The sequence below is a fragment of the Catenulispora subtropica genome, assembly GCF_039531675.1.
Taxonomy (GTDB): domain Bacteria; phylum Actinomycetota; class Actinomycetes; order Streptomycetales; family Catenulisporaceae; genus Catenulispora; species Catenulispora subtropica.
Genome location: NZ_BAAAQM010000087.1, coordinates 1 through 23,146 on the forward strand (window position 1 = coordinate 1; position 23,146 = coordinate 23,146).

Annotated in this window: 19 protein-coding genes; 8 read left to right on the forward strand and 11 right to left on the reverse strand. The window is 71.6% G+C overall.

The window, feature by feature from the left end; all coding sequences use genetic code 11:
* Positions 1–106: 106 nt before the first annotated feature.
* From ABD466_RS41945 to nagB, 3 genes are all read right to left on the reverse strand, one after another.
* Positions 107–253 carry a hypothetical protein gene (locus ABD466_RS41945; protein WP_344662892.1) on the reverse strand — a complete coding sequence of 49 codons (147 nt, stop codon included), beginning with the start codon at positions 251–253 and terminating at the stop codon, positions 107–109.
* Between the two features lie 4 nt (positions 254–257).
* Positions 258–1,088 (reverse strand): SDR family NAD(P)-dependent oxidoreductase, encoded by an 831-nt coding sequence (locus ABD466_RS41950; RefSeq protein WP_344662893.1) that lies wholly within the window; start codon positions 1,086–1,088, stop codon positions 258–260.
* A gap of 77 nt (positions 1,089–1,165) precedes the next feature.
* Entirely contained in the window at positions 1,166–1,948 is a 783-nt protein-coding gene (gene nagB, locus ABD466_RS41955; protein WP_344662894.1) for a glucosamine-6-phosphate deaminase, read from the reverse strand.
* A gap of 249 nt (positions 1,949–2,197) precedes the next feature.
* On the opposite strand from nagB, the gene ABD466_RS41960 reads away from it, so the two are divergent.
* Positions 2,198–2,734, forward strand: a complete 537-nt coding sequence (locus ABD466_RS41960; protein ID WP_344662895.1) for a DUF7822 domain-containing protein — start codon at positions 2,198–2,200, stop codon at positions 2,732–2,734.
* On the opposite strand, the gene ABD466_RS41965 is transcribed toward ABD466_RS41960, so the two are convergent.
* Positions 2,710–3,534: an NAD(P)H-binding protein gene (locus ABD466_RS41965; RefSeq protein ID WP_344662896.1), complete on the reverse strand. Its 825-nt coding sequence runs from the start codon at positions 3,532–3,534 to the stop codon at positions 2,710–2,712. The two genes, ABD466_RS41960 and ABD466_RS41965, sit on opposite strands and share 25 nt — an antisense overlap.
* Before the next feature lie 154 nt (positions 3,535–3,688).
* On the opposite strand from ABD466_RS41965, the gene ABD466_RS41970 reads away from it, so the two are divergent.
* The 3 genes from ABD466_RS41970 (at position 3,689) to ABD466_RS41980 (ending at position 7,965) form a co-directional block, all read left to right on the forward strand.
* Complete coding sequence (locus ABD466_RS41970; RefSeq protein WP_344662915.1) at positions 3,689–4,096, forward strand: MarR family winged helix-turn-helix transcriptional regulator; 408 nt, start codon at positions 3,689–3,691, stop codon at positions 4,094–4,096.
* Between the two features lie 108 nt (positions 4,097–4,204).
* Entirely contained in the window at positions 4,205–6,091 is a 1,887-nt protein-coding gene (locus ABD466_RS41975) for an ABC transporter ATP-binding protein (RefSeq protein WP_344662897.1), read from the forward strand.
* On the forward strand, positions 6,091–7,965 hold the full coding sequence (locus ABD466_RS41980; RefSeq protein ID WP_344662898.1) for an ABC transporter ATP-binding protein: 1,875 nt from the start codon (positions 6,091–6,093) through the stop codon (positions 7,963–7,965). The genes ABD466_RS41975 and ABD466_RS41980 overlap by 1 nt, the downstream gene beginning before the upstream one ends.
* 81 nt (positions 7,966–8,046) lie before the next feature.
* Here the strand turns inward: ABD466_RS41980 and ABD466_RS41985 are convergent, their stop codons facing one another.
* The 4 genes from ABD466_RS41985 to ABD466_RS42000 all read right to left on the reverse strand — a co-directional run bounded on the left by ABD466_RS41985 (position 8,047) and on the right by ABD466_RS42000 (position 10,849).
* On the reverse strand, positions 8,047–8,319 hold the full coding sequence (locus tag ABD466_RS41985) for a hypothetical protein (protein WP_344662899.1): 273 nt from the start codon (positions 8,317–8,319) through the stop codon (positions 8,047–8,049).
* 146 nt (positions 8,320–8,465) lie between these two features.
* Positions 8,466–9,560, reverse strand: coding sequence for a glycosyltransferase (locus ABD466_RS41990; protein ID WP_344662900.1), 1,095 nt, complete (start codon positions 9,558–9,560; stop codon positions 8,466–8,468).
* A gap of 327 nt (positions 9,561–9,887) precedes the next feature.
* A complete protein-coding gene (locus tag ABD466_RS41995) occupies positions 9,888–10,334 on the reverse strand; it encodes an iron chaperone (RefSeq protein ID WP_344662901.1) in 447 nt (148 codons plus the stop codon).
* A gap of 59 nt (positions 10,335–10,393) precedes the next feature.
* A complete protein-coding gene (locus ABD466_RS42000) occupies positions 10,394–10,849 on the reverse strand; it encodes a carboxymuconolactone decarboxylase family protein (RefSeq protein ID WP_344662902.1) in 456 nt (151 codons plus the stop codon).
* A 192-nt stretch (positions 10,850–11,041) separates the two neighbouring features.
* Between ABD466_RS42000 and ABD466_RS42005 the strand changes: the two genes are divergently transcribed.
* Positions 11,042–13,561 (forward strand): tetratricopeptide repeat protein, encoded by a 2,520-nt coding sequence (locus ABD466_RS42005; RefSeq protein WP_344662903.1) that lies wholly within the window; start codon positions 11,042–11,044, stop codon positions 13,559–13,561.
* 104 nt (positions 13,562–13,665) lie between these two features.
* Here ABD466_RS42005 and ABD466_RS42010 read toward each other — a convergent pair whose 3' ends face one another.
* Positions 13,666–14,952 carry a M1 family metallopeptidase gene (locus tag ABD466_RS42010; protein WP_344662904.1) on the reverse strand — a complete coding sequence of 429 codons (1,287 nt, stop codon included), beginning with the start codon at positions 14,950–14,952 and terminating at the stop codon, positions 13,666–13,668.
* Entirely contained in the window at positions 14,949–18,923 is a 3,975-nt protein-coding gene (locus ABD466_RS42015) for a Pls/PosA family non-ribosomal peptide synthetase (RefSeq protein WP_344662905.1), read from the reverse strand. The genes ABD466_RS42010 and ABD466_RS42015 overlap by 4 nt, the downstream gene beginning before the upstream one ends.
* A 413-nt stretch (positions 18,924–19,336) precedes the next feature.
* On the opposite strand from ABD466_RS42015, the gene ABD466_RS42020 reads away from it, so the two are divergent.
* Positions 19,337–20,926 carry an MFS transporter gene (locus ABD466_RS42020; protein ID WP_344662906.1) on the forward strand — a complete coding sequence of 530 codons (1,590 nt, stop codon included), beginning with the start codon at positions 19,337–19,339 and terminating at the stop codon, positions 20,924–20,926.
* A 186-nt stretch (positions 20,927–21,112) separates the two neighbouring features.
* A complete protein-coding gene (locus ABD466_RS42025) occupies positions 21,113–21,562 on the forward strand; it encodes a sugar:proton symporter (protein WP_344662907.1) in 450 nt (149 codons plus the stop codon).
* Between the two features lie 94 nt (positions 21,563–21,656).
* Here the strand turns inward: ABD466_RS42025 and ABD466_RS42030 are convergent, their stop codons facing one another.
* The gene (locus tag ABD466_RS42030; RefSeq protein WP_344662908.1) at positions 21,657–21,956 is read right to left on the reverse strand and encodes an adhesin; all 300 of its coding nucleotides are present in this window, start codon (positions 21,954–21,956) and stop codon (positions 21,657–21,659) included.
* 185 nt (positions 21,957–22,141) lie between these two features.
* Here ABD466_RS42030 and ABD466_RS42035 point away from each other — a divergent pair, with 185 nt between their 5' ends.
* Positions 22,142–23,131 carry a hypothetical protein gene (locus ABD466_RS42035; protein WP_344662909.1) on the forward strand — a complete coding sequence of 330 codons (990 nt, stop codon included), beginning with the start codon at positions 22,142–22,144 and terminating at the stop codon, positions 23,129–23,131.
* Positions 23,132–23,146 lie beyond the last annotated feature (15 nt).

Sequence of the window (23,146 nt, forward strand, 5' to 3'; positions counted from 1 at the left end):
TATACGCTGCCGCCACCCGCCGACGCACCCGGACACGTCGTAGCGAACTGCGACTTCCAGCGGGCCTGCAACACCATGGCCGAAGGTCGTATCGAGCCTTTGACCTTCAACCACAGGCAAACCGCACCACTACCACTACCACTACCACCGCGACCGTGACAGCGACCGCGACCGCGACTGCGACTGCGACCGCCACCGCCACCGCCACCGCGACCGCCACGGCAGCCGCCACCGCCACGGCGACCGCCACCACCCACCTACTCCTGCGGCAGCCCGACCAGCTTCAGGCTCAGCCGGTACAGCTCGGCGCGCGCCTGCTTGTCGTAAGCCTGCTTCAGCGCCTTCGCCTCGCGCTGCCGGTCGTAGAACCGTCCGCTGACGCCGGCCAGCTTCGGGTCGACCACCAGGCGCCTGGTCGCCTCGACGCCGGTCTCCAGGCTGTCGATGCTGTGGCCGATCTCCTGGAGCACCATCTTCGTCGGCATGAACGTCGCCGGGTGCAGGCTGTTGAAGGTGACCTCGTCGGCCGGGATCCGCTCCGCCAGCTCCACCGTCGAGGAGATCTGTGCCAGCTTGCTCTGGCAGTAGGCGCGCATGCCGTCGTAGTGGCGTTCCAGCATCACGTCGTCGAAGTCGATGTCCTGCTGGCCGAGCGAGGCGACGTTCACCACCCGCGCCGGGGCCGAGGCGCGCAGCAGGGGCAGCAGTTCGTGCGTCAGGAGGAAGCCCGCCAGGTAGTTCACGGCGAAGCGCAGCTCGTAGCCGTCCTCGCTGACGCGGCGGTCGCGGCCGTCGGGTTCGCCGCCGCCGACGCCCGCGTTGTTGACCAGGACGTCGAGGCGGTCGGTGGCCTCGCGGACGGCGGCCGCCAGCGCGCGGACCTGGGCCAGGTCGGCCAGGTCCGCGCGGAAGGTGCGCGGGCGCACCCCGTGCGCCTCGTGGACGGCGGCGGCGGTCGCGTCCAGGCGGGCCTGGTCGCGGCCGTGCAGCAGCAGGGCGGTGTCGCCGTCGGCGGCCAGGCGGTGGGCCAGGGCCCGGCCGAGGCCGTCGGTGGCGCCGGTGATGAGGACTATGCGGGACTGAGTCATGGCACGGACTCCTTGCGGTCTCCGAAGACGGGTGCCCGCTCAGCCTACTCCTTGTCGAGACGTTGCGTCTCGATTATTCAGATCCCCTGCCAGGCCGGCTTCGAGGCGTAGGTGGCGCGGTAGTAGTCCGCGAGCTTCAGCTGCTGGGCGGCGGCCTCGTCCACGACCACGGTGGCGTGCGGGTGCAGTTGCAGCGCCGAGGCCGGCACCAGGCTGGAGAGCGGGCCCTCGACGGTCGCGGCGACCGCCTCGGCCTTGCCCGCGCCGGTGGCCAGCAGCACCAGGTGGCGGGCCTGCAGGATGGTGCCGATGCCCTGGGTGATCACGTGCCGCGGCACCTCGTCCAGGCCGTTGAAGAACCGCGCGTTGTCCACCCGGGTCCGCTCGGTCAGGGTCTTGATGCGGGTGCGGGACGCCAGCGAGGAGATCGGCTCGTTGAAGCCGATGTGCCCGTCCGTCCCGATGCCCAGCAGCTGCAGGTCCACGCCGCCGGCGTCGGCGAGCTGCCGCTCGTACGCGGCGCAGGCGGCCGGCAGGTCCTCGGCCGAGCCGTCCGGCCCCAGGAACGAGGAGTCGGGGACGCGCAGCGGCTCCAGCACCTCCCGCTTCAGCACCGCCCGGTACGACTCCGGATGCCCGGCCGGGAGCCCGACGTACTCGTCGAGCTGGCAGACCCGGAGCCGCGAGGTGTCGACCTCGCCGGCCGCGACCTTGGCCGCCAGCGCCTGGTAGATCGGCAGCGGGGTCGAGCCCGTCGCCACTCCGAACAGCGCGTCGGGCTTGCGGGCGATCAGCTCGGCGACGGCGCCGGCTATGAGCTCCCCGCCGGCGACGGCGTCCTCGACGATGACGACTTCCATGGCGACCCCTGGGTTCGGTGATGACATGCGGACTACACGGCACATTGGTATAGACCAACCGTACCGGAGGGGGGTGGGGAGCCGCGCGGCCGGGACGTGACGACGTGGTGGCGGGCAAGCGGCGGTTCGGGGCAGGTGGGGTGAAACCGGGCCGCCGGACGGTCGTCCGGTTCCGCGGACGGCCGCGAACAGCCCCGAACAGTCCCGAACCGCCCCGGGCGGAGCCGGGCCGGTGTTACCGTCGCCGCCATGGCCAACCGTTCTTACCTTTATTCAGCCGACACCCTGCCGACGGACACCGACAACCCGCAGCGGATCCTGTGCATATCCGAGCACCGCTGGGACATTCCGCTGGCCCACAAGCTGCTCGTCGGCCGCGAGCCGCGGATCGTGCAGTCCATGATCTGGAACCCCAGGATCGGCATCGCCGCCGACTACGCCGGCGGCACGGCCTTGCTGCTGGACCTGCTGCGCGTGGTGTGGAACGGGCTGGAGGAGGACCCTGATTTCGCGCCCCGCCTCGTCAAGATGACGGTGCATCTGCAGCAGCAGCGCGCGGCCTACTCCATCCTGGAGGCGGGCGAGATGTTCTCCCTGGACGGCGGCGATGTCGAGGAAGCCGCCCAGCGCATGGTCGCCACCGACATCCCCAAGGCAGTGGCCCGTGCCGAAGCGGCGATCGCCGGCGAGGACGACGAGTGGCTGGAGGCGGTGCGAGCGTCGTGGCAAGATCACTTCGACTCCCACTACGCCAAGGTCCTCTACTTCTCCTTCCCTACGGACTGACCGGCGAACGCTTCCCGGTTCTCCGCGACCCACTCCCGCAGCGGCCGCGCCGGCCGCCCCGTGATCCGTTCCACCGCGTTCGTGAGCGGCGCCGGATGCCCGACGCCGGCGGCGGCGCTGTCCAGCAGGCTCGCCAGGACCTCCTCGGACAGCCACGGTTCGCGCCGCGCCACCGCCTCCTCGCGGCCGATCGGCCGCACCTCGATCGCCCGGCTCAGCGTGTCTCCCACGACGGCCACCGCCTCGTCCAGGCGCATCGACACCGGCCCGGTCACGATCTGCGTCCGGCCGCGGTGCGCCGGGTGCGTCAGCAGCTCGGCCGCGACGTCGGCGACGTCTCCCGGATGGATGGGAGAGATCTGCGTCGCCGGATACGCCAGTTCCACCGGCGCACCGGCGCGGATCGCCGCGCTCCAGTCCCGGCGCGCGTTGGTCGCCAGCCAGCTCGGGTACAGCACCGTGTGCTCGATCCCTGATGCGGCCAGCCGCTCCTCGTTGAGGCGGTGGATCCGCCCGATCGGCCCCCGGTACTCGGCCGCCTCGTACGAAGCCGGTGACGACAGCAGCACCGCGTACCGCACGCCGGCGCTCCGGGCCGCCGCCAGAAACGGGGTCGTGTCGCCCCGCGTCGCGTAGAGGAAGACGGAGTCGACGTCCTTCAGGACGTCCTCGAACCCGTCCGGCGCGGTGATGTCGAGCTCATCCCGGACCGTCGCGCGCACCGTCCGCCCGTCGGCGCGCAGCCGGGCGGCGAGACGGCTGCCGATGGACCCGCGTGCCCCGACGACCAGCACGGTCACCGCCGAACCCCCTGGTTAGCATGGGTTTGCTCCAGCCGAGCAAAAACATCTTTGCTATCAAAGATAAAAGGAGGCGCGGGCGGTGTCCACCAAGAAGACCGCCGGAGACGGCGCGGGGGACCTCGACGCGGCGGTCCGCTCCCTGCTGCTGCTGATGCCGCGCCTGGTCGCGCACGCCAAGCGCATCCCCCCGCCGCCCGAGCTCGCCGACCTCACTCTCGGCCCGCGCCACCTGTCCCTGCTGGCGTTCCTCCTGCTCGACGGGCCGGTCACGGTCAACGACCTCGCCGCCCGCCTCCAGGTGGCCCCGACCACCGCGAGCCTGCTGATCGGCGATCTGACCCGCAAGGGCGTCCTGGAACGCGCCGAGGACGACGCCGACCGGCGCCGCCGGATCGTCAGCATCGCGGCCGCGGCCCGGCCCGCGATCGAGGCCTGGCTCGCCCCCGGCGCCGAGGCCTGGCGCCGGGCCCTGGGGCCGCTGACCCCGCGGCAGCGCCGGATCTTCCTGGACACGCTGCTCGCCTATGAGGCCGCGGTCGCCGAGCTGCGGGCCACATGATGTCACGTTGAATCGGGCGGTTCCTCGCCGGAATCGTTGTGCCCCCGTGCGCCCATCGGCTAGGTTCGCCCGTTGAATCTTGTGGAATCTCAGGGAAGCGGGTCCCGGATGCCGTCCTCGTCCACCCGGGCCCGGCGCGACCGTCTTCGACTCCTGCGACTGCTGCGCGAAGCGCCCGTCCCGGCGGTGGCCGGCAGCGTCCTGCTGCAAGTGGCCCTGGGCGCGGCGCCGGTGGCCTTCATGCTGTTCAGCAGCGCCGCGGTCGGAAAGGTGCGGGCCGCGGCGGGCGGCGGCACTTCCTCGGCGGCGTGGCACCAGCTGGAGCTGCTGATGGTCCTCGCGGCCGCGACGCTGGTGGTCGGACAGGTACTGGCACCGGTGCAGCGGTTGGCCGGCTGGACGTTGCAGTACCGGATGGACCTGGACATCTATCGGCGGCTGATGGCGGCGAACTACTCCGCCCCCGGGATCGCGGTGATGGAACGGCCGCAGGTCCGAGCCGCCCTGGACGAGACGATCGCGGACATGCGGCGCACCCAAGCCACCCCCGGCGGTGCCGCAGCCGCCATGCTGACGCTCATCGCCCGCTACACCGCCTTCCTCGGCGCCCTGATCGTCGTCGCGGTCGCACTCAGCCCCGTCGCCGCACTGGCCGCCGGGACCGGCGGCATGGTGCTGCGGGTGACCCACCGGCGCGGCGCCACCGCCTACTCCACCGCGATCGTCGACACGATCCAGCTGCGGCGGCGGAACTGGTTCCTGTCGACGCAGGGCCTGAGCCCGGCGATCGGCAAGGAGGCCCGGGTCTTCGGCTTCGGCCCCTGGCTCGCCGACCAAGCGACCGAGGAGGGCCTGGGCTACTTCCGGATGCTGTGGAAGGTGCGGTCGCGGATCTTCATCGCGCCGTTCGCGCTCGCGGCGACCGTGACCGCGCTGGGCGCCGCGGTGGCGCTGGCGCAGGCGGCCTGGCCGCGTTTCGGCGGCGGGCTGTCCGCCGGGACCACGACCCTGGTCGCCCAGGCGGTGATCGCGGCGGTCGGCATCGGCGCGGCCTTCGAGGAGTCCGACTACGTCATCTCCTATGGCCTGACCTGTCTGCGGCACCTGGAGCAGGTGGAGGCCGCGGTGGGACAGGCGCGCGCCGCGACGGTCGACGAACCCGGCGGTGCGGCGTCGCCGGTCGGCCCGGTACGGGAGTCGATACGGTTCGAGGACGTCGGCTTCACGTATCCGGGTGCCGGCGAAGCCGTGCTCACCGGCTTCAGCCTGGAGCTGGAAGCCGGGACGTCGCTGGCGGTCGTCGGCGTGAACGGCGCGGGCAAGACCACCCTGATCAAACTGCTGTGCCGCTTCTACGAACCGGACAGCGGACGCATCGTCATCGACGGCGTGGACGCCGCCGCGCTGGACGCCTCCCGGTGGCAGCGCCAGATAGCCGCCACCTTCCAGGACTACGGGAAGTACCCCTTGTCGGCCGCCGACAACATCGGCTTCGGCGCCGCGGAGCTGGTCGCCGACCGCGACGCCGTCGAACGGGCCGCGGCGCGCGCCGGTGCGGCCGACTACCTCAGGGAACTGTCCCAGGGATTCGACACCACCCTCAGCCGCGACTTCAAGGGCGGCACCGACCTGTCCGGCGGCCAGTGGCAGCGGGTGGCGCTGGCCCGCGCGATGCTGGCCGTCGACGGCGGCGCCTCGGTGCTGATCCTGGACGAGCCCACGGCCAGCCTCGACATCCGCGCCGAAGCCGACTTCATCGACGGCTTCCTGGAACTGACCCGCGGCACCACCACGATCGTGGTCTCGCACCGGTTCGCGACCGTGCGGCGGGCCGACCGGATCGTCGTGCTGGACGGCGGCCGCATCGTCGAGGACGGCACCCACGACGAGCTGATGACGCTCGGCGGCCGGTACGCCGAGATGTTCACCGTGCAGGCGGCGCGGTTCGCGGTCCCGGCCCACGGATCCGGCGGCGACGACGGAGAGGACCGGTGATGGCGATCCAGCCGAAGCCGGGCCGGTTCCGCGGCGTCCGAGACGCGTTCGCCACGACCTGGATGGTCCTGCGCGAGGACCCGGCGCGGGGCGTCGGCGGCACCCTGATGATCTTCTCCGGCGCGCTGTCCGGCCCGCTGCTCGGTCTGGCTCTCGCGGCACTGGTCACGACCACGGCCGACGGCAGGACCGGTGCGGGTGTCATCGCAGGATGCTGTGTCGCCGTCCTCGCCGTGGTGCAGCTCACCATGAGCCACTTCGTGTCGATGGTGTTCGGGGTGCTCGGCGAGCGTGCCGTGGTGGCCACGGCCAACCGGCTGACCCGCGCCGTTCAGGACCGGGTGACGCTGACCAGACAAGAGGACCCGGATTTCGCCGACGACCTGTCCCTGCTGCAGAAAGACATCTTCGGCGTGCACTTCGTGGTGCGCGCGCTGTTGGAGACCTTCGCCGTCGTCACCCAGATGCTGGTGACGATCGCACTGCTCGGACGGCTGCAGCCGTTGCTGATGCTGCTGCCGCTGGCGGCCCTGGCGCCCTACTACGCGGGCCGGTACGGCCAGCGGATCGCGGAACGGACGCGGACCGCTGTGGAGGCGGACCAACGGCGGGCCCACGCGCTGCTGACGCTCGCGCAGAAGCCGGGACCGATGATGGAGATCCGGCTGGCCGGACTCTCCGGGGAGCTGGAACGGCGGCAGGAGGAGCTGATCCTGCGTTACGGCCGCACCCAGCAGCGTTCTGAGACGCTGGCCGCGCTCGCCCGCACCGCCGGGCAACTGGTGTTCGGACTCGCCTACGGCATCGCGCTGTTCGTGGTGGTCCGGTCGGCCGTCGAGGGGAGGGCCGGTGCCGGGGACGTGGTGCTCGCGATCGTGCTGGCGCGTCAGGTGGCCACCGGCGTCACGCAGATCCTCAGCCTGGCCCTCGACATGCAGCGCGCAGGGCTGATCGGGGCACGGATGCGGCGGATCATGGACGCCGCGGCCGTCGACGAGGCGGCTGAGGCGACCCCGAAGCCGGGGACGGGCACCGGCACGGGCACGGACGTGTCAGGGGCGTCACAGGCCCCTGGCTTGCTCGCTGAAGGCATCCGCCTGGAACGCGTCCGCTTCCGCTACCCGGGCGGCGACCGCGACATCCTGCGCGACGTCGACATGACGCTGCCCGCGGGGTCGGTCGTGGCACTGGTGGGGGAGAACGGCGCCGGTAAGAGCACACTGGTGAAGCTGCTGTGCGGGCTGTACGAACCGACCGGCGGCCGGATCCTGGTCGACGGTCTCGACCTCGGCGCGGTGGCGCCCAAGCGCTGGCGCGAGGCGACGTCGGCGGCGTTCCAGGACTTCGTCCGCCTGGAGTTCCCGGTGCGGCAGGTGGTCGGCGTCGGAGACCTGCCGCACGTCGACGACACGGCGGCGGTGCGCGCGGCCCTGAGCGACGCCGGGGCGCTGGACCTCGTCGAGGGATTCCCGAACGGTCTCGCCACGCCGATCGGCACCAGCTTCGCCGACGGCCGCGACCTGTCCGGCGGCCAGTGGCAGAAGCTGGCCCTGGCCCGCGCCATGATGCGGAGTGAACCGGTGCTGCTGATCCTCGACGAGCCGACCGCCGCGCTCGACGCGCAGGCGGAGCACGCGCTGTTCGAGCGGCATCTGGCGCGCGCCCGCGAAGCCGCCGCCGCGCGCGGCGCCATCGCGCTGTTCGTGTCCCACCGCTTCTCCACGGTCAGCATGGCCGACCACATCATCGTGCTCGACGACGGTGCCGTCATCGAACGCGGCAGCCACGCGGACCTGCTGGCCGCCGGCGGGACCTACGCGCGGTTGTTCGAGCTGCAGGCGCGCGGCTATCGGACAGAGGCGGCGGCTGGTTAGCGCGCCGCGGGTCACGGCCCGCGGGGAAACGGCGAGCGCCGCACCGGGGCGGGCCGGTGCGGCGCTGGCCGCGTGCTGGGATCAGCCGATCCGGATGTACTCCCAGAGCTCGTAGCCCTGCTGCCACTGGCCGACGTGGATGACCCGCTCGACCTCGTCGCACTCGTAGGAGATGGCGTTGGAGTTCTGCACGTCGGCGGAGCCCTGGTTGTTGCACTCGCTCCAGGTGTCCCCGTACCAGTACGTGGTGATGTACTGCTTGTAGCTGCTCGCCTGCGCGGCTGGCGCCACCAGCGTCGCCGCCGACGCCGCAACGGCCACCGTGATGCCCGCCTTCAGAATCGCCCTGCGCATTCCCCGTCCTTCCAGGGTTCTGATGATGACGAGCCGACCGTAGCGCCGACCGGCGCGTCCTGGCTTGTCGGGCGTCGACCACTTGAACACCCGGGAGCGGGATGCCCGGCTCCGGCCGCCGGGCATCCCGCTCCGCATCCCGCGTCCTATCCCTCCAGGTCCGCCGCCGGGATCCGGTCCAGCCACCGCGCGAGCTGCAAAGTCGAGATCAGGGCGAGCGTCGACTCGGCACCCTGATTGGGGTTGCGCCAGTCCTCCCCGAGTCCGTCGTAACAGCCGCCGGTGGCGTCGTCGATCATCGGGATGCGGCTGTCGTTGTCGCCCAGGAACCAGTCCACCGACATCCGCACGCCCTGCAGCCACCGGCGGTCGCCGGTCACCAGGAACGCCCGCGCGCACGCGTCCGCGTACGCCGCCGGCTCGATCGGCTGCTGGTGGTAGCCGGGACGCGGCTGGCCCGGCCCCCAGCCGCCGGCCGGGGTCGGCGACAGGTGGCCGTCGCGGGTCGCGGTGAACAGCAGCCAGTCCAGCAGGTTCAGCCCGTCGCGCAGCACCGCGTCGTCCCCCAGGTACTGCCCGGCCGCGATCAGGGCCTCGGGCAGGGCCGCGTCGGCGTACTCCAGGCGCGGCTGCGGCCAGGGCCACGCCGGATCGGTGCGCGCGCGCCCGATGACCGGCACGGCGTCGGCCAGCAGTCCGCGCGCACTGTGGTTCTCCGGATCACTGTCCGCCACCTCGGCGGCGCCCAGGGCGGCGAACGCCATGGCGTGCGGGATGGTGCTGCGCAGTTTCGCTCCGTCGCCGAACCGCTCCAGCGCCACGGCGCGCATCCAGGGTGTCGGACCACGCGAGGCCGCCGTGCCCAGCGCCCACACCCCGCGGCCCCACCACTCGCCGGTCTGCGGCTCGTCGTGCCAGACCCGGTCGTAGCCCATGCGGTTGTGGAAGCCGCGCTCCCGGTCCTGGGCGTGGAGCAGGAACGCGAGGTAGATCTCGGCGAGGCGGACCAGGTCGGGCGAGGGGTCGGGCTCCCGGCACACGACGATCAGCGCGCGCGCGACGTCGTCGACGCAGTATCCGTGCCAGCGCTTGGGCAGCGGCCCCCGGGCGTGCTCGAACATGCCGCAGTCGTCGCTCATCCGCACCAGATGCGCGAACGACGGCTCCGGCGTCCTCCCCGACGACAGATGCAGCAACTCGCGGTCGGACGGCCTGGTCTCCAGGCGGTCATCGATGGTCATCGGTATCGATCTCCTTTCATCCGAATCCGCCGCCATACCCGGTTTGCGACGAGGTAAGCGCTTTGGTGGCAACGGGTTTTCCGCCCGCCGCGGTGGTTACCCTGAGAACCCATGACGAGGGCTGAGTCGACGACCATCGCCGAATCGATCCCGCTCACACCCCACCGTCGCGCGCGGCATCCAGACCGGCGAACTGGTGACCCGCAAGCGTCTGCGGCTCAACCGTGATCCGAGCCGGGTCATCGACAAGCTCTTCATGCAGACACGTGTGGGGAGGGTCCGAAGACCCTCCCAGCGTGCTGTTCGCGAGGTGTCCGGTGCCCCCGCTTAGGCGGCTGCCTGCTTCACGAGGCCGGCGATGCGCTGCTCGGTGGCCGAGTCGAGCTTCGTGAGGGCGTAGGAGGCAGGCCACATCGTGCCGTCGTCGAGGGCTGCGACGTCGCTGAAGCCGAGGGTGGCGTAGCGGGTCTTGAACTTGGCGGCGGGCTGGAAGAAGCAGAGGACCTTGCCGTTTTTCGCGTAAGCGGGCTGGCCGTACCAGAGGCGAGGGGTCAGGTGCGGGGCGTTGGTGCGGACGATGGTGTGGATCACCTCGGCGAGGGCGCGGTCGGCGTCGTCGAACTCGGCGATCTTGGCGAGGACTTCGGCTTCGGGGTCGACGGCGGAGCCCGTGGAGCTGCTCTTGGATGCGCGCTTGGCGGACTTGACCTCCTTGGCGCGCTCCTTCATGGCGGCGCGCTCCTCGGCGGTCCATTCTTCGGTGGGGGCGGTCATGATGCTTCTCCTTCGAGGGTGGGTGTGAGGGTCGGGGCGTTCAGCGTGCGGGGTGCGGTTCAGCCCCAGGCGCCGGCGATCTGGCGGGTGGTGGCGTTCAGGCGGTTGAACATGTTGGTGACGCCGATCATGAGGACGAGTGCGGCGAGCTGCTTCTCGTCGAAGTGGGTCGCGGCGGCGTCCCAGATCTCGTCGGTGACGGCGTCGGGCCGGTCGGCCAGCCGCGTCGCGGCCTCGGCGAGGGCCAGGGCCGAGCGCTCGGCCGGGGTGAAGTAGGGCGTCTCCCGCCAGGCGGCGACGGTGCCGAGCCGCTCCTCGGTGAGGCCCGCCTTGCGGCCGGTCTTCACACCGGCGTCGACGCACGCGCTGCAGCCGTTGATCTGGCTGACGCGGAGGTGGACCAGTTCGAGGGTCTCGGCCTCGACACCGGCGGTGTGGGCGGCCTTGAAGATCTCCTGGATCGGCTTCATCGCGCCAGAGAGGATCATGGCTGGGTTCTGCATGCGGGGCTGCATCTTGGTCTCCGTTCGGTGTGCGGTCCGTCTCGGTGGTTCGGGGCCCTGTCCTTCGGGCGTGGCTCCATGACAGCGCGAACCGGTTGCCTCCGACGATGGCGATGGGACAGGCTGGGACAGCTGGAACACGGCTGACCAGCGGCGTCGTCGGCGGGAGAAGATCCGGCGGTGCGGGACGGAGAGCGAGGAACAGTGGTTTCCGAGGGACGCGCAGCAGGCGGGGGACGGGCGGCGGTCGCCGATCCGGCGGAGGAGCTGGCCGCGCGTTTGCGGGCGGTGCAGGAGTTGTCCGGGCTCGGCGTGCGGGCCCTGGCGCGGGACAGCGGGCTGAGCTCGTCGTCGTTGTCGCGCTACCTGGGCGGGCAGACGGTGCCGCCGTGGCCGGCCGTGGTGGCGTTGTGCCGGCTGGTGAAACGCGACCCCAGGCCGTTGCGGCCGGTGTGGGAACGGGCGTCGAATCCGTTGCCGGCGCCGCCGAAGTCGAGTCGGCAGGTGCATTTCCCGCCGCGGAACGATCTGCCGCGGGACGTGCCGGATTTCACGGGACGGGTGGCGGAGCTGGCTGCGGTGCTCGGCGCTGTTGGAGACAGCCGGATCGTGGCTGTCGATGGGATGGCTGGGGTCGGGAAGACCTGTCTGGCCGTGCACGCCGCGCATCAGCTGGCGAAGGACTATCCGGATGCGCAGCTATATGTGGATCTGCACGGGTTCACGGAGGGCCGTGAGCCGCTGGGCGCCGACCCGGCGCTGCGGTCGTTGCTCACGGCGTTGGATGTGCCGTCGGAGAAGGTGCCGCAGGGGGGAGTGGAGCAACTGGCCGCGTGTTGGCGGTCGGAGCTGGCGCGGCGGCGGGCCGTGGTGGTGTTGGACAACGCTGCTGACGCTGAGCACGTGCGGCCTCTGCTGCCGGGCGCGGGACCGTCGGTGGCGATCATCACCAGTCGGAACCGGTTGGTGGGGTTGGATGAGGTGCCGCCGGTCTCGTTGGACGTGTTGAGCGCTGCTGAGAGTGCTGAGTTGCTGGCGCGGGCTAGTGGCGAGACGGCTGTGGATGGGCAGCTCGGTCATGGTGAGCGAGTCGGTGAGGGCGGGCCGTTCGCCGAGGGTGGGCGCTTGGCGCGGGATCCGGAGGGAGCGGCCGAGGTCATACGGCTGTGCGGGAATCTTCCGTTGGCGCTGAGGCTGGCGGCGGCGCGGTTGCGGCATCGGCCGGGGTGGACGGTCGGGATTCTCGTGGAGCGGCTGGCTGAGGGGGCGAGCGAGTTCGATACCGCGTTCGCGATGTCGGTCAGGCAGTTGGACCGGGCGCAGGCACGGTTGTTCCGGTTGCTGGGGTTGTTGCCGGGGTCGAGTTTCGACGAGTACCTGGCGGCGGCGCTGGCGGACGTCGCGCCGCGGAGTGCTCGGGCGATGTTGGAGGACTTGCTCGACGCGCATCTCGTGCAGCAGCCGTCCGCGGGGCGGTATCGGATGCACGACTTGGTGCATCAGCACGCGCGGCGGGCGTCGGAGCAGCAGGATTCCGAAGCCGAGCGGGGGAAGGCGCTGGGGCGGCTGCTGGACTACTACGTGCATGCGGCCGCCGCCGCTGATGCGGCGATGCCGTTCTCGGCACGGAGCCGGGCGGTCTCGGCGGGGCGGGCGCCCGCGGAGCTGCCGCGGTTCGAGGACAAGCGGGCGGCGTTCGCCTGGTATGCGATCGAGTATGAGAACTTGATCGGGGCTTTCGAAGCGGCTGTTGCCACGGGAGCGGATGCGCACGCGTGCGAGCTGCCGCGGTTCATGCGGGCTTACTTTGCGCGGAGGTGCGGGACTACGCATCTCAACGTCTTGTTCGAGCGGTCGTTGGCGGCGGCTGAAAGGTTAGGGGATCCCGCCCATCTCGCCGAGGCTCACAGCGATCTCGGCTTCGCTCGCTACAACGCGGGGCGGATGGCCGAGGCCGACGCCGAGTACGAGGCGGCGGCCACGTTGGTCGCTCAGACCGGCGATCGGTGGTCTCAGGCCGAGTTGACGATGCGGCGGGCGTATCTGCGGTGGGATGAGGGGCGCGTCGACGAGCCTCTGGAGATGTTCCGGCAGGCGAGTCGCCTATATGCCGATGCTGATTGTCCGCTCGGAGCCGTGCACGCGAACGCTGACGAAGCGTGGGCGTTGCTGCAGCTGGGGCAGCGTGAGGAGGCGGCGCGGCTGGCGCGGGAGGCACTGGCGTCGTCGCATCCCGATCCCGCGTGGCCGCCGGCCCTGGCCGCGCGGATCACCTTGGGGGTGGCCATCGCGCAGGATCAGCCTGAGGAGGCGGTCGCGCACTTGCGCCAGGCCTTGGCGTTGGCGCGCGAGGACGGTCACACGCATAACGAGGCGTGGTGTCTGAACTGCCTCGGCGTGGCGCTGCGGCATATGGGACGGTATGAGGAGGCGTTGGACAGCCACGCGCAGGCGTTCGCGTTGCTGGAGGACCTGTTCGAGGAGCACTGGAAGATCCACTTCTTGGACAGCTATGCCGAGACCTGTCGGCAGGCGGGCCGGCTTGAGCAGGCCCTGGAGCTGCATCGGCAGGCGCTGGAGTTGGCGCCGCGGCTGGGGTACCGACAGAAGGAAGCTCTGGCGCACGAGGGGATCGCTGCGGTGCTTGAGGCCACGGATGCCGATGCGGCGGCGGGGCATCGGGCAGCGGCTCGGGGGATTGTGGAGGAGATGGGGGATGGTTGATCTGCGGATTCAAAGGTCCTAATAGACCTTCAGGTCAATGTGTGGAAGGCCCGCTGCGAGTCGCAGTTCGCTGAGTCGAGTGCTGGTTCGTCGGCGGCCGCGGGTCACGGCAGATCGGGGAGGCGTTCGTCCCACAGCCATTCAGCGAAGAAGGCGCTCAGATCACGCCCCGCCGTTGCTTCGGCCACCTTCGTGAAGCGTTCCGTGGACACCGTGCCGTGGCGGTAATCCGCGGTCCAGGTCCGCAGGGTGCGGAAGAAGGCATCGTCGCCGATGGTGCGGCGGAGGGCGTGGAGGGTGAGAGCGCCGCGTTTGTAGACCCAGTCGTCGAAGAGGTGGGGCGGGCCCGGGTTGGCGAGGATGAGGTCTTGGGGCTGGTGCTTGAGGCGGTGGTGCCACGTGCGGGCGTGCTCGTCGGTGGGGCGGTTGCCTGAGACGGGCGACCAGAGCCACTCGCTGTAGCAGGCGAAGCCCTCGTGGAGCCAGATGTCGCGCCAGTCGGCGAGGGTGAGGCTGTTGCCGAACCACTGGTGGGCGAGTTCGTGGGCGATGAGGCGTTGGTTGGACCAGTCCTCGGCCATGTGGTTGGCGCCGAACATGGACATGCCCTGGGCTTCGATGGGGATTTCGAGGCGGTCGTCGGTGACCACGACGGTGTAGGTCTCGAACGGGTAGGGGCCGAACAGTTCTGTGAACAGGTTCATCATCGCGTCCTGGTGGGCCAGGGCGGTGCGGGCCGCGGGCAGGCGGCGGACGGGGGCGACCAGGCGTTGGGGGACGGTGCCGGGGAGTTCGTGGCGTTGGTAGGGCCCGATCTGCACGGTCGCCAGGTAGGTGGCCATCGGGGCGTCCTGGACGTACGACCAGGTGGAGGTGGAGCCGCTGTGGGCCACCCCGGCCAGGCGGCCGTTGGCCACGACCTGGTACTGCGACGCGGTGGTGATGGTGAACCGGTAGGCCGCCTTGCGGTCCGGGCGGTCGTCGCAGGGGAACCAGGAGGGGGCGCCGGTGGGTTGGCTCGCGACGAGGACGCCGTCGTCCAGTTGTTCCCAGCCCAGGCCGCCGTAGCGGCTGGAGGTGGGGCGGGGGCTGCCCCGGTAGACGATCTCGATCACCAGTTGATGGCCTGCCGCGACGGTGCCCGGGAGGCGGATGCGGAGCTTCTCCTTCTGGTGCTCGAAGCGGAGGCGGCGGCCGTCCTGGAGGATCACGCGGTCCACGCGGAGATCGGCGAAGTCGAGGACCAGGCTGGTGAGGGACTCGGTGGTCCAGACGGTCAGGACGGCTACGGCGGTCAGGCGGTTGGGGCCGACGCGGTAGTCCAGGGTCAGGTCGTACTGCTCGACCAGGTAGCCCTCGTTGCCCCGGCGGGGGAAGTAGCTGTCGTTCACGCCTGCTCCGGCCACGGTGCGATGGGGTTGCCCTGCCAGCGGGTGTGGGAGGGGACGGCTTCGCCGCGCAGGACCAGGGAAGCGGGGCCGACGGTCGCTTGGGCGCCGATGGAGGCCGCGGGGAGGATCACGCCCTGGGGGCCCAGGGTCGCGCCCGGCTCCAGGGTCACCGTGTCCATGCTCATCACCCGGTCGTGGAACAGGTGCGTCTGCACCACGCATCCTCGGTTCACCGTCGCCGCGTCCGCCAACACGATCAGATCCGCCTCCGGCAGCCAGTAGGTCTCGCACCAGACTCCGCGGCCCACCTTCGAGCCCATGGCCCGGTGCCACGCGTTCAGGGGCGCGGTGCCCAGCCACGGGTCGGCGAACCAGGGGGCGGCGATCAGTTCCACGAAGTTGTCCGCCAACTCGTTGCGCCAGACGAAGGAGCTCCAGAGCGGCTGCTCACTTACCCGGATCCGGCCGACCAAAGCCCACTTGGCGGTGACGGAGATGAGGGCGGCCGCCACGCCCGCCGCCAGGAACACGACTCCGCCGAGGAGGACGGCCCAGGGGGTGCCCCAGCGGTGGGCGACGTCGGCCAGTACCGCTACGGCCGCCACCGCCAGGGCCGCCGTCAGGTATGCCGGGACCAGGCGCAGTACCTCGATCGCGGCACGGGCGGCCATCAGCTTGCGCGGCGGGTTGTAGGTCAGGGCGTCGTCGACTTCCTGGCCGGGGCGGCGGAGGCGCTCCGGGGGCATGCCCAGGTAGGACTTGCCTCGTTTGGCCTTCTGCGGGGCCGCGGACAGGACGCCGACCAGGCTCTCCTTGGGCAGCTTGCGGCCCGGGGCGACCATGCCGGAGTTGCCGACGAACACCCGCTTGCCGATGCGCGACTGGCCGACGCGGAGCCAGCCGCCGGCCATCTCGTAGGGCGCCACCATCGTGTCGTCGGCCAGGAACGCGCCGTCGTTCACCGTGGTCATGGCCGGGACCGCCAGCACCGTGGACATCTCCACGCCGCGGCCGACCCGCATGCCGAGCAGGCGGAGCCAGGCCGGTGTCAGGATGCTGGCGTAGAGGGGGTAGAGCCAGATGCGGGCCATCGCCATCAGCTGCAGCGTGCACCAGGTCTGCCAGGCGCGGTAGCTGTGCAGCGGGTGGTCGCCGGCGGTCATGCCGGCGCTGAGGGTCCGGACGCACACCAGGGTCAGCAGGGCGTAGCAGAGGACGAACAGCGGCGTGGCGGGCACCAGGCCGGCCAGGGCGTAGCCGAAGCCCTCCCACACGGTCTCGGTCCCGCTCAGGAACGTCGCCACCACCATGAGGGCGGGGATCGCGGCCACCAGGGGGAACAGTGCCAGGCCGACGGCCGTCAGGCCGTAGATCCAGGTCCACGCCCGCGAGCGGCGGGCCGGGCCGGGAGAGCGCTCGGCCTTGCGGAGGCGCACGGCCGGGGAGCCGGCCCACTCCTGGCCGGCCGGGACCACGCCGCCGACGGAGGAGCCCGGGGCGATGCGGGCCCGTTCGCCGATCTTCGCGCCGGGCAGCAGGGCCGACCGGGCGCCGATCGAGGCGCCGGCGCCGATGCGGAGTTCGCCGATGCGGACGCGGCCGCCGTCGATCCAGTAGCCGGTCAGGTCCACCTCCGGCTCCACCGAGGCGTCCTCGCCCATCCGCAACATGCCGGTGATCGGCGGCGGTGAGTGCAGGTCCACGCTGGGGCCCAGACGGGCGCCGAGGGCCCGCGCGTAAACCGTGTTCCAGGGGCCGGTCGCCGTCGTCAGCACGCCGACCCGGGCCGCCAGCTGCTCGGCGGCCCACAGCCGCAGGTGCACCGAGCCCCCGCGTGGGTACTCGCCCGGGCGGAGGCCCCGCAGGAGCAGGTTCGCGCCGGTCGCGGTGATCAGGATGCGGCCCGGAGGCGTCACGAACAGCACGAAGCCGGCCAGCACCCACCACCACGACACCGTCGGCACCCACGGGGCGTCGGTGAGGTTGCCGACCACGGCCAGCAGCGTCAGCCAGCGGATCACGCCCAGCGAGGCGAGCGGCACCATCAGCAGCATCTGCGCCAGCTGCGCCCCCCGGGGGACCGGCGGCACGTCCGGCACCGACTCGGCGATCTCGTCCGTCTCCTCGGGGGCCATGGTCATCAGCCGGGCCGCGAGCTCGCCGAGCGTGGGGTTGTCGTAGACGTCCCGCACCGTGACCGTGGGGTACCGGGAGCGGAGCATCGACACGAACCTGGCCGCCACCAGGCTGCTGCCGCCGGAGTCGAAGAAGTCGGTGTCCGGATGGTTCGGGCGCTCGCCGAGGATCGTGGCCCAGCGTTCGGCCAGCCACTCCTCGGCCACGGTCAGCTCGGCGGCCTCGGTCGGCTCCTCGACGCCGGGCAGCGGCCACGGCAGGGCGTTGCGATCCACCTTGCCGGAGGTGCGCAGGGGGAGCGTGTCGACGGTGGCGATGCGGGGGACCAGCGCGGCGGGCAGCTGCTCGCCGAGGAGAGTGCGGGCGCCGTGCGGGTCGAAGGTGCCGGGGTCGGCCGGGACGACGTAGCCGACCAGCACCTCGGCGCCGCCGGCGGTCTTCTTCACCGCGGCGGCCGCGCCCCGGACCCCGGGCAGCGCCTGCAGCGCGGCGTCCACCTCGCCCAGCTCGATCCGGCGGCCGCCGAGCTTGACCTGCTCGTCGGCCCGGCCCAGGAACACCAGGCCCTCGGGATCGGCGCGGACCAGGTCGCCGCTGCGGTAGGCGCGGTCCCAGTCCATCGACTTCAGCGGGGCGTACTTCTCGGCGTCCTTCTCCGGGTCCAGATACCGCGCCAGACCGACGCCGCCGATCACCAGCTGGCCGGAGCCGCCCATCGGAACCGGCTCCTCGGCCTCGTCCACCACCACCAGCTCCCAGCCGTCCAGCGGCACGCCGATGCGCACGACGCCGCGGCCGGTCAGCGGCGCGGCGGTGGCGACGACGGTGGCCTCGGTGGGGCCGTAGGTGTTCCAGACCTCGCGGCCGGACACCGCCAGCCGCTCGGCCAGCTCCGGCGGGCAGGCCTCGCCGCCGAAGATCAGGAGCCGGACGTCGGCCAGTGCCTCGGCCGGCCACAGCGAGGCCAGGGTCGGGACGGTGGAGACCACGGTGATGCCGTTCTCGACCAGCCAGGGGCCCAGGTCCACGCCGCTGCGCACCAGGGCGCGCGGGGCCGGGACCAGGCAGGCGCCGTTGCGCCAGGCCAGCCACATCTCCTCGCAGGAGGCGTCGAAGGCGACGGACAGGCCGGCCAGGACGCGGTCGGCGGGGCTGATCGGGGCGTTCCGCAGGAACAGCCCGGCCTCGGCGTCGACGAACGCGGCGGCGTTGCGGTGGGTGACCGCCACGCCCTTGGGCTTGCCGGTGGAGCCGGAGGTGAAGATGATCCAGGCGTCGTCGGCCGTGGCCGGGAGGGCGGCGGGGCGGCGGTGGGGGGCCGGGAAGAACTCTTCGCGGATGGCCTCGGCCGTGGCGTCGGCTGCGCTCGCGGCGGCGTCGGCGGTCTCGTCAGCTTCAGCTTCATCAGCGGCCGCTCGCCGGGCCTGAGGTTTGATCCGCAGCCCCTCCCCGACCACCGCCCGCACGTCGGCCTCGCCGAACACCAGCTTCGCGCGCTCGTCCGGGTCGTCGGCGTCCACCGGAACGTAGGCGGCCCCGGCGGTCAGCACGCCGAGGATCGCGATGTAGAGGTCGACGGTGCCGGAGGGCACACGCACCCCCACCCGGTCCCCGGCGCCGACACCGGCCACGGCCAGCCGGCCGGCCATCGCGCGGACCTCGACCAGCAGGGTGGTGTAGTCCAGGGCGCGACGGCCGTCGTCCAGCGCCGTGGCGTCCGGGTAAGTCTCGGCCGTGGCCCGGAGGATGTCGATGAGAGTCCGGGGGGCGGGCGCCGACGCCGAGGCGTCGTACACCGCAAGGGGGGTGCCCGGACCGGACACCGGCTCGTCCATGTGCTTCCTCGCGACGGGGGCGGTTGGCAGGCGCGAGTGCGTCTCGCCGCCGGCCCTGGGTCCAGGATATCAACCGCGACCTGGGATGACGGTCCATCGCCGTCCACACCTGGACGACACCTCCCGTTCGCGCGGCGTTGGCTTTGGCAAGATCCATCAACGACTGAGTAGAGTGCGTGCCGCACGCCCAGCCGGATCCGCGGCACGACCGCCGGGTATCGAGCATGATGGCGTGTCGGCCGTTCGCCCGGCGGGGACATCGGTAGGGGGCGGCCGGTGCTGGCTCGCGTTCTGCCGCGGGCCCGGGGCGGGTCGGGGGGTTTGCGGCTGGCGATCAGGGCTATGCGGACGTGCGCGGATGTTTGTGACAGGGATGTTCCAGGGTTCACAAGGATTCACAGGGGAGTGGGACAGTGTCCGAAGCAGCTCCGGTCCACGGCCGGTCGAAGAGCCTGGTGCTGGCGGCGATGATCTTCGCCGTCGCGATGACCTTCATCGACCAGACCATCGTGTCCATCGCGGTGCCGCAGATCCAGACCAAGCTGGGGCTGTCGGCGACCGGCGTGCAGTGGGCGGTCAACGCCTACCTGCTCGCGCTGGCCTCGCTGTTCGCCTTCGGCGGGCGGCTGGCCGACACCCTGGGTCACCGCCGGATGGTGACCTGGGGTGTGATCATCTTCGCCGGTGCCTCGGCGCTGTGCGGCGCCACGCCGAAGGGCGGCCTGGCCGAGGCCTGGCTGATCGCCTTCCGCGCCCTGCAGGGCCTGGGCGGCGCGATCATGTTCCCGGCGGCGCTGGCCATCGTGGTGCAGACCTATGAGGTACGCGAGCGCGGCAAGGCGCTGGCCACCTTCTTCGGGATCGCCGGCGCCCTGACCGCCGTCGGCCCGATCATGGGCGGCTTCCTCACCGCCTGGACCTGGCGCGCGATCTTCTGGGTCAACCTGCCGATCGCGGCGATCGCGGTGCTGCTGATCGCCCTGTCCAAGCCGGAGACCGACTACCGCCCGGCGCGTATGGACTACCGCGGCCTGGCGCTGATCACCGCGGGCATCGTGCTGGGCGTGTTCGGCTTCCAGCAGGCGCCGCTGTGGGGCTGGTCGAACCCGGCGATCGGGATCTGCATCGCCGCCGGCCTGGCCCTGCTGGTCGTGTTCTACCGGGTCGAGGTGCGCACCGAGGCGCCGCTGATCGACATGAACATCTTCCGGAACCGCACCTTCCTCGTCGAGAACCTGGTGCTCGGCATCGCGATGCTGACGTTCGTGCCCTTGTTCGTCTTCTCCAGCGAGTACGCGCAGATCTCGCTCGGCAAGCAGGCGAAGGACGCCGGCGTGTTCCTGCTCTTCTTCTTCGTCGGCTTCGCCGTCGCCACCCAGGTCGGCGGGCGACTGCTGGACAAGGTCGGCGCCAAGCTGCCGGTCACCCTGGGCTGCGCCGTCGCGGCGGTCGGCTTCTTCCTGTGGGCGGGCAAGGTCACCACGCTGGACTTCGGCAAGCAGCAGTGGTTCATCGTCGTGGCCGGCGCCGGCATGGGCCTGATGCTCTCCCCGGCCAACACCGACGCCGTCAACCAGGCCGGCCGCTTCTCCTACGGCGAGGCCACCGGCATCACCCAGACCATCCGCAACTACGCGGCCAGCCTGGGCCTGGCGGTCCTCGGCACCACGCTGGTGTCCCGGATGCGCACCAACGTCGCGAACCAGCTGGTCGTCGACCCCGACTACCACCTGCCCCGAGCGGCCGCCGACAAGGCGGCGGCGAGCCTGGCGCAGATGCAGAACAGCGGGTCCAGTGGCGGCGGCGCCCCCGACCTGTCGAAGATCCCGCACTTCTACCAGCTGGCCTTCGCCCAGTCGACCGAGACCATCTTCTACGCGATGGGCGGCATCATGGCGGTCGCCGCGATCGTGGCGTTCATCGGGCTCAAGGCGGGCGTGCAGCACCAGGAGGCGGCCGAGGCCGAGGCCGCGGCGGCGCCGGGGCTCGAGGCGACGGCCTGACGCGACGGCCTGACGCGACGACCTGACGCGACGACCCCGGGTGTCCGGGTTCTGACCGGGATCCGCTGCGGGCGGGCGTTTTGATCCGCCCGCAGCGGTCACCAGGCTGATACGGCGCGAACTGCCGTCACACCGGGCGGGCGAAGCACTCGCCGGCGGCAGCGAACGCCGCAAGGTGGTGAGAACATGACGACGCACACCCCCGTCCACGCACGTCAGGTCCGGCCGATCGGCGTGGCCTCGCGCATGCTGGTCACCGCACTCGGCGCCGCAGGCCTGATCGTCGCGGCGTTCCTCAAGTGGACCAGGGACATGAAGGGGATCGACACCTCCTGGCGCGCGGTGTATCAGGACACGTTCGGCGGCGCGCCGGACGCCGTGCACAGCGTCGGCGGCCCGGCCATCGTGCTGGGCCTGCTCGCGGTGCTGGGCCTGGCCGAGCGCTCGGGGTGGCTGACCCGCCTGGCCGGCGCCCTCGGGGTGATCGGCACGGTGCTGGTGGTCGTCCAGATCGAACGCGCGACCGACCACAGCATCCAGTGGGGCATCTGGTCGGCGCTCGCCGGGTCGATCCTGTGCATCGGAGCCGGCCTGACGTCGACCCGCGCGACGGTGACGACGGTCGACGAGGCCTGAGCCGCCCCTCCACGGTCTCGTCAGCCGACCCCCGGCAGCCGGACGGCCCGGCCCCCGCGATCGCGGGGGCCGGGCCGTCTTCGTCCTCGTGGAACTACGGTTGCGGCGCGATCAGGAACTTCACGCCGCCGTCCGCGCCCACGGTGGCGTCCAACTGCTGGTCGTCGAGGGCGGTCGCGGCCTCGGTCTCCAAGAAGACCCGGGCCGTCCCCGACTCGACGACCTCGTCGCCGCCGTGCGGTGCTTGGGACAGGGACAAGGAAAGCTCGCCTCGGCCGGAGTCCTGCGCCGCGCCGTGCGCGACGATGCGCAGGCCGGCACTCTCGTCTGGCAGATCCGATTGCTTGGTCAAGGTGGCGATGGCCGCGACGGCCCGGTCGGTGAGAGTCAGCACGACGTCCTCCCGGTGCTGATCGACGGATGTGATCGTGGGCTGTTACCCGATCGCCCGGCCTCAAACCCGCCGCGCTCAGGGTAATTCCGTAACCGGGGGAGCGCGCAGCGCCACATCGGCACCGCCTTCCTCATTACAATGGCTGGTCACCGGCGCCATTCCGGAGCGGCTCCTGGGGGGTTGGGGTGGCACCACGGATCGTCTTCGTCCACGGCATCGGCGGCCTGCGCGACCCGTCCCGGGACCTGGCCGCCTGGACCGAGGCCCTGGCCCTCGGCTGCCGGGACGCGGGCCATTCCCGCTTCGCCCGCCAGCTCCGCGAGGGCGCCACCGGCGCGGTCTTCGCCTATTACGGTGATTTGTTCTACAAGTCCCAAGCCCAGGGCGACGGTTTCCTCGACCTCGACGACGAGGAAGCGGAACTCCTGGCCACGTTCCTGGCCGGCATCCTGGACGAGCAGCTCAGCACCGACGACCCCGACACGGACCGCCCGGCCCTGGACGCGGAGACCGTCCGCCTCCTGAAGCGCGCCCGGTCCCAACTGTCCCCGGCCGGCCAAACCCAGGGCTCCGGCCAGATCCTCCGCCACACCGCCAACGCGATCACGACCCTGCTGAGCATCCGCCCCCTGCGCAAAGGCGGCCAGTGGACCCTCAGCAAGACCATGATCGGCCATCTCTCCCAGGTCGCCCGCTACCTCGCCCGCAAGGAGACCGACACCGCCGGCCGTCCTCTGGACCAGCGCATACGCGCCCGGGTGGCCGACGCGCTCAAGGCGGACAGCGCGATCGTCGTGGCCCACTCCCTCGGCTCGGTCGTGGCCTGGGAGGCGCTGCACGAGGCCGACACGCCGGTGCCGCTGTTCGTGACGCTCGGGTCGCCGCTGGCGACCCGTACCGCGGTGTGGCCGCGGCTGTACCCGCAGCCGCCGAGCACACCGGAGTGCGTGGGCCGGTGGCTGAACTTCTGGGACCGCGACGACCTGGTGGTGGCCCGGCCCCGCCTGGAGAAGGACATCGTGCCGAACTCCGCCGGCGTGGGACCGCGGAGCCAGCGCGTCGACTCCGACGGGCTGTGGGTGCACTCGGCGGTGAAGTACCTGCGGCAGGCACGGGTGGCGGGACGGATCGCGGAGGCGGTGCAGACGCCGGCCGGAGTCGACGATGCCGGCTGAGCGGCGTCATGTTCT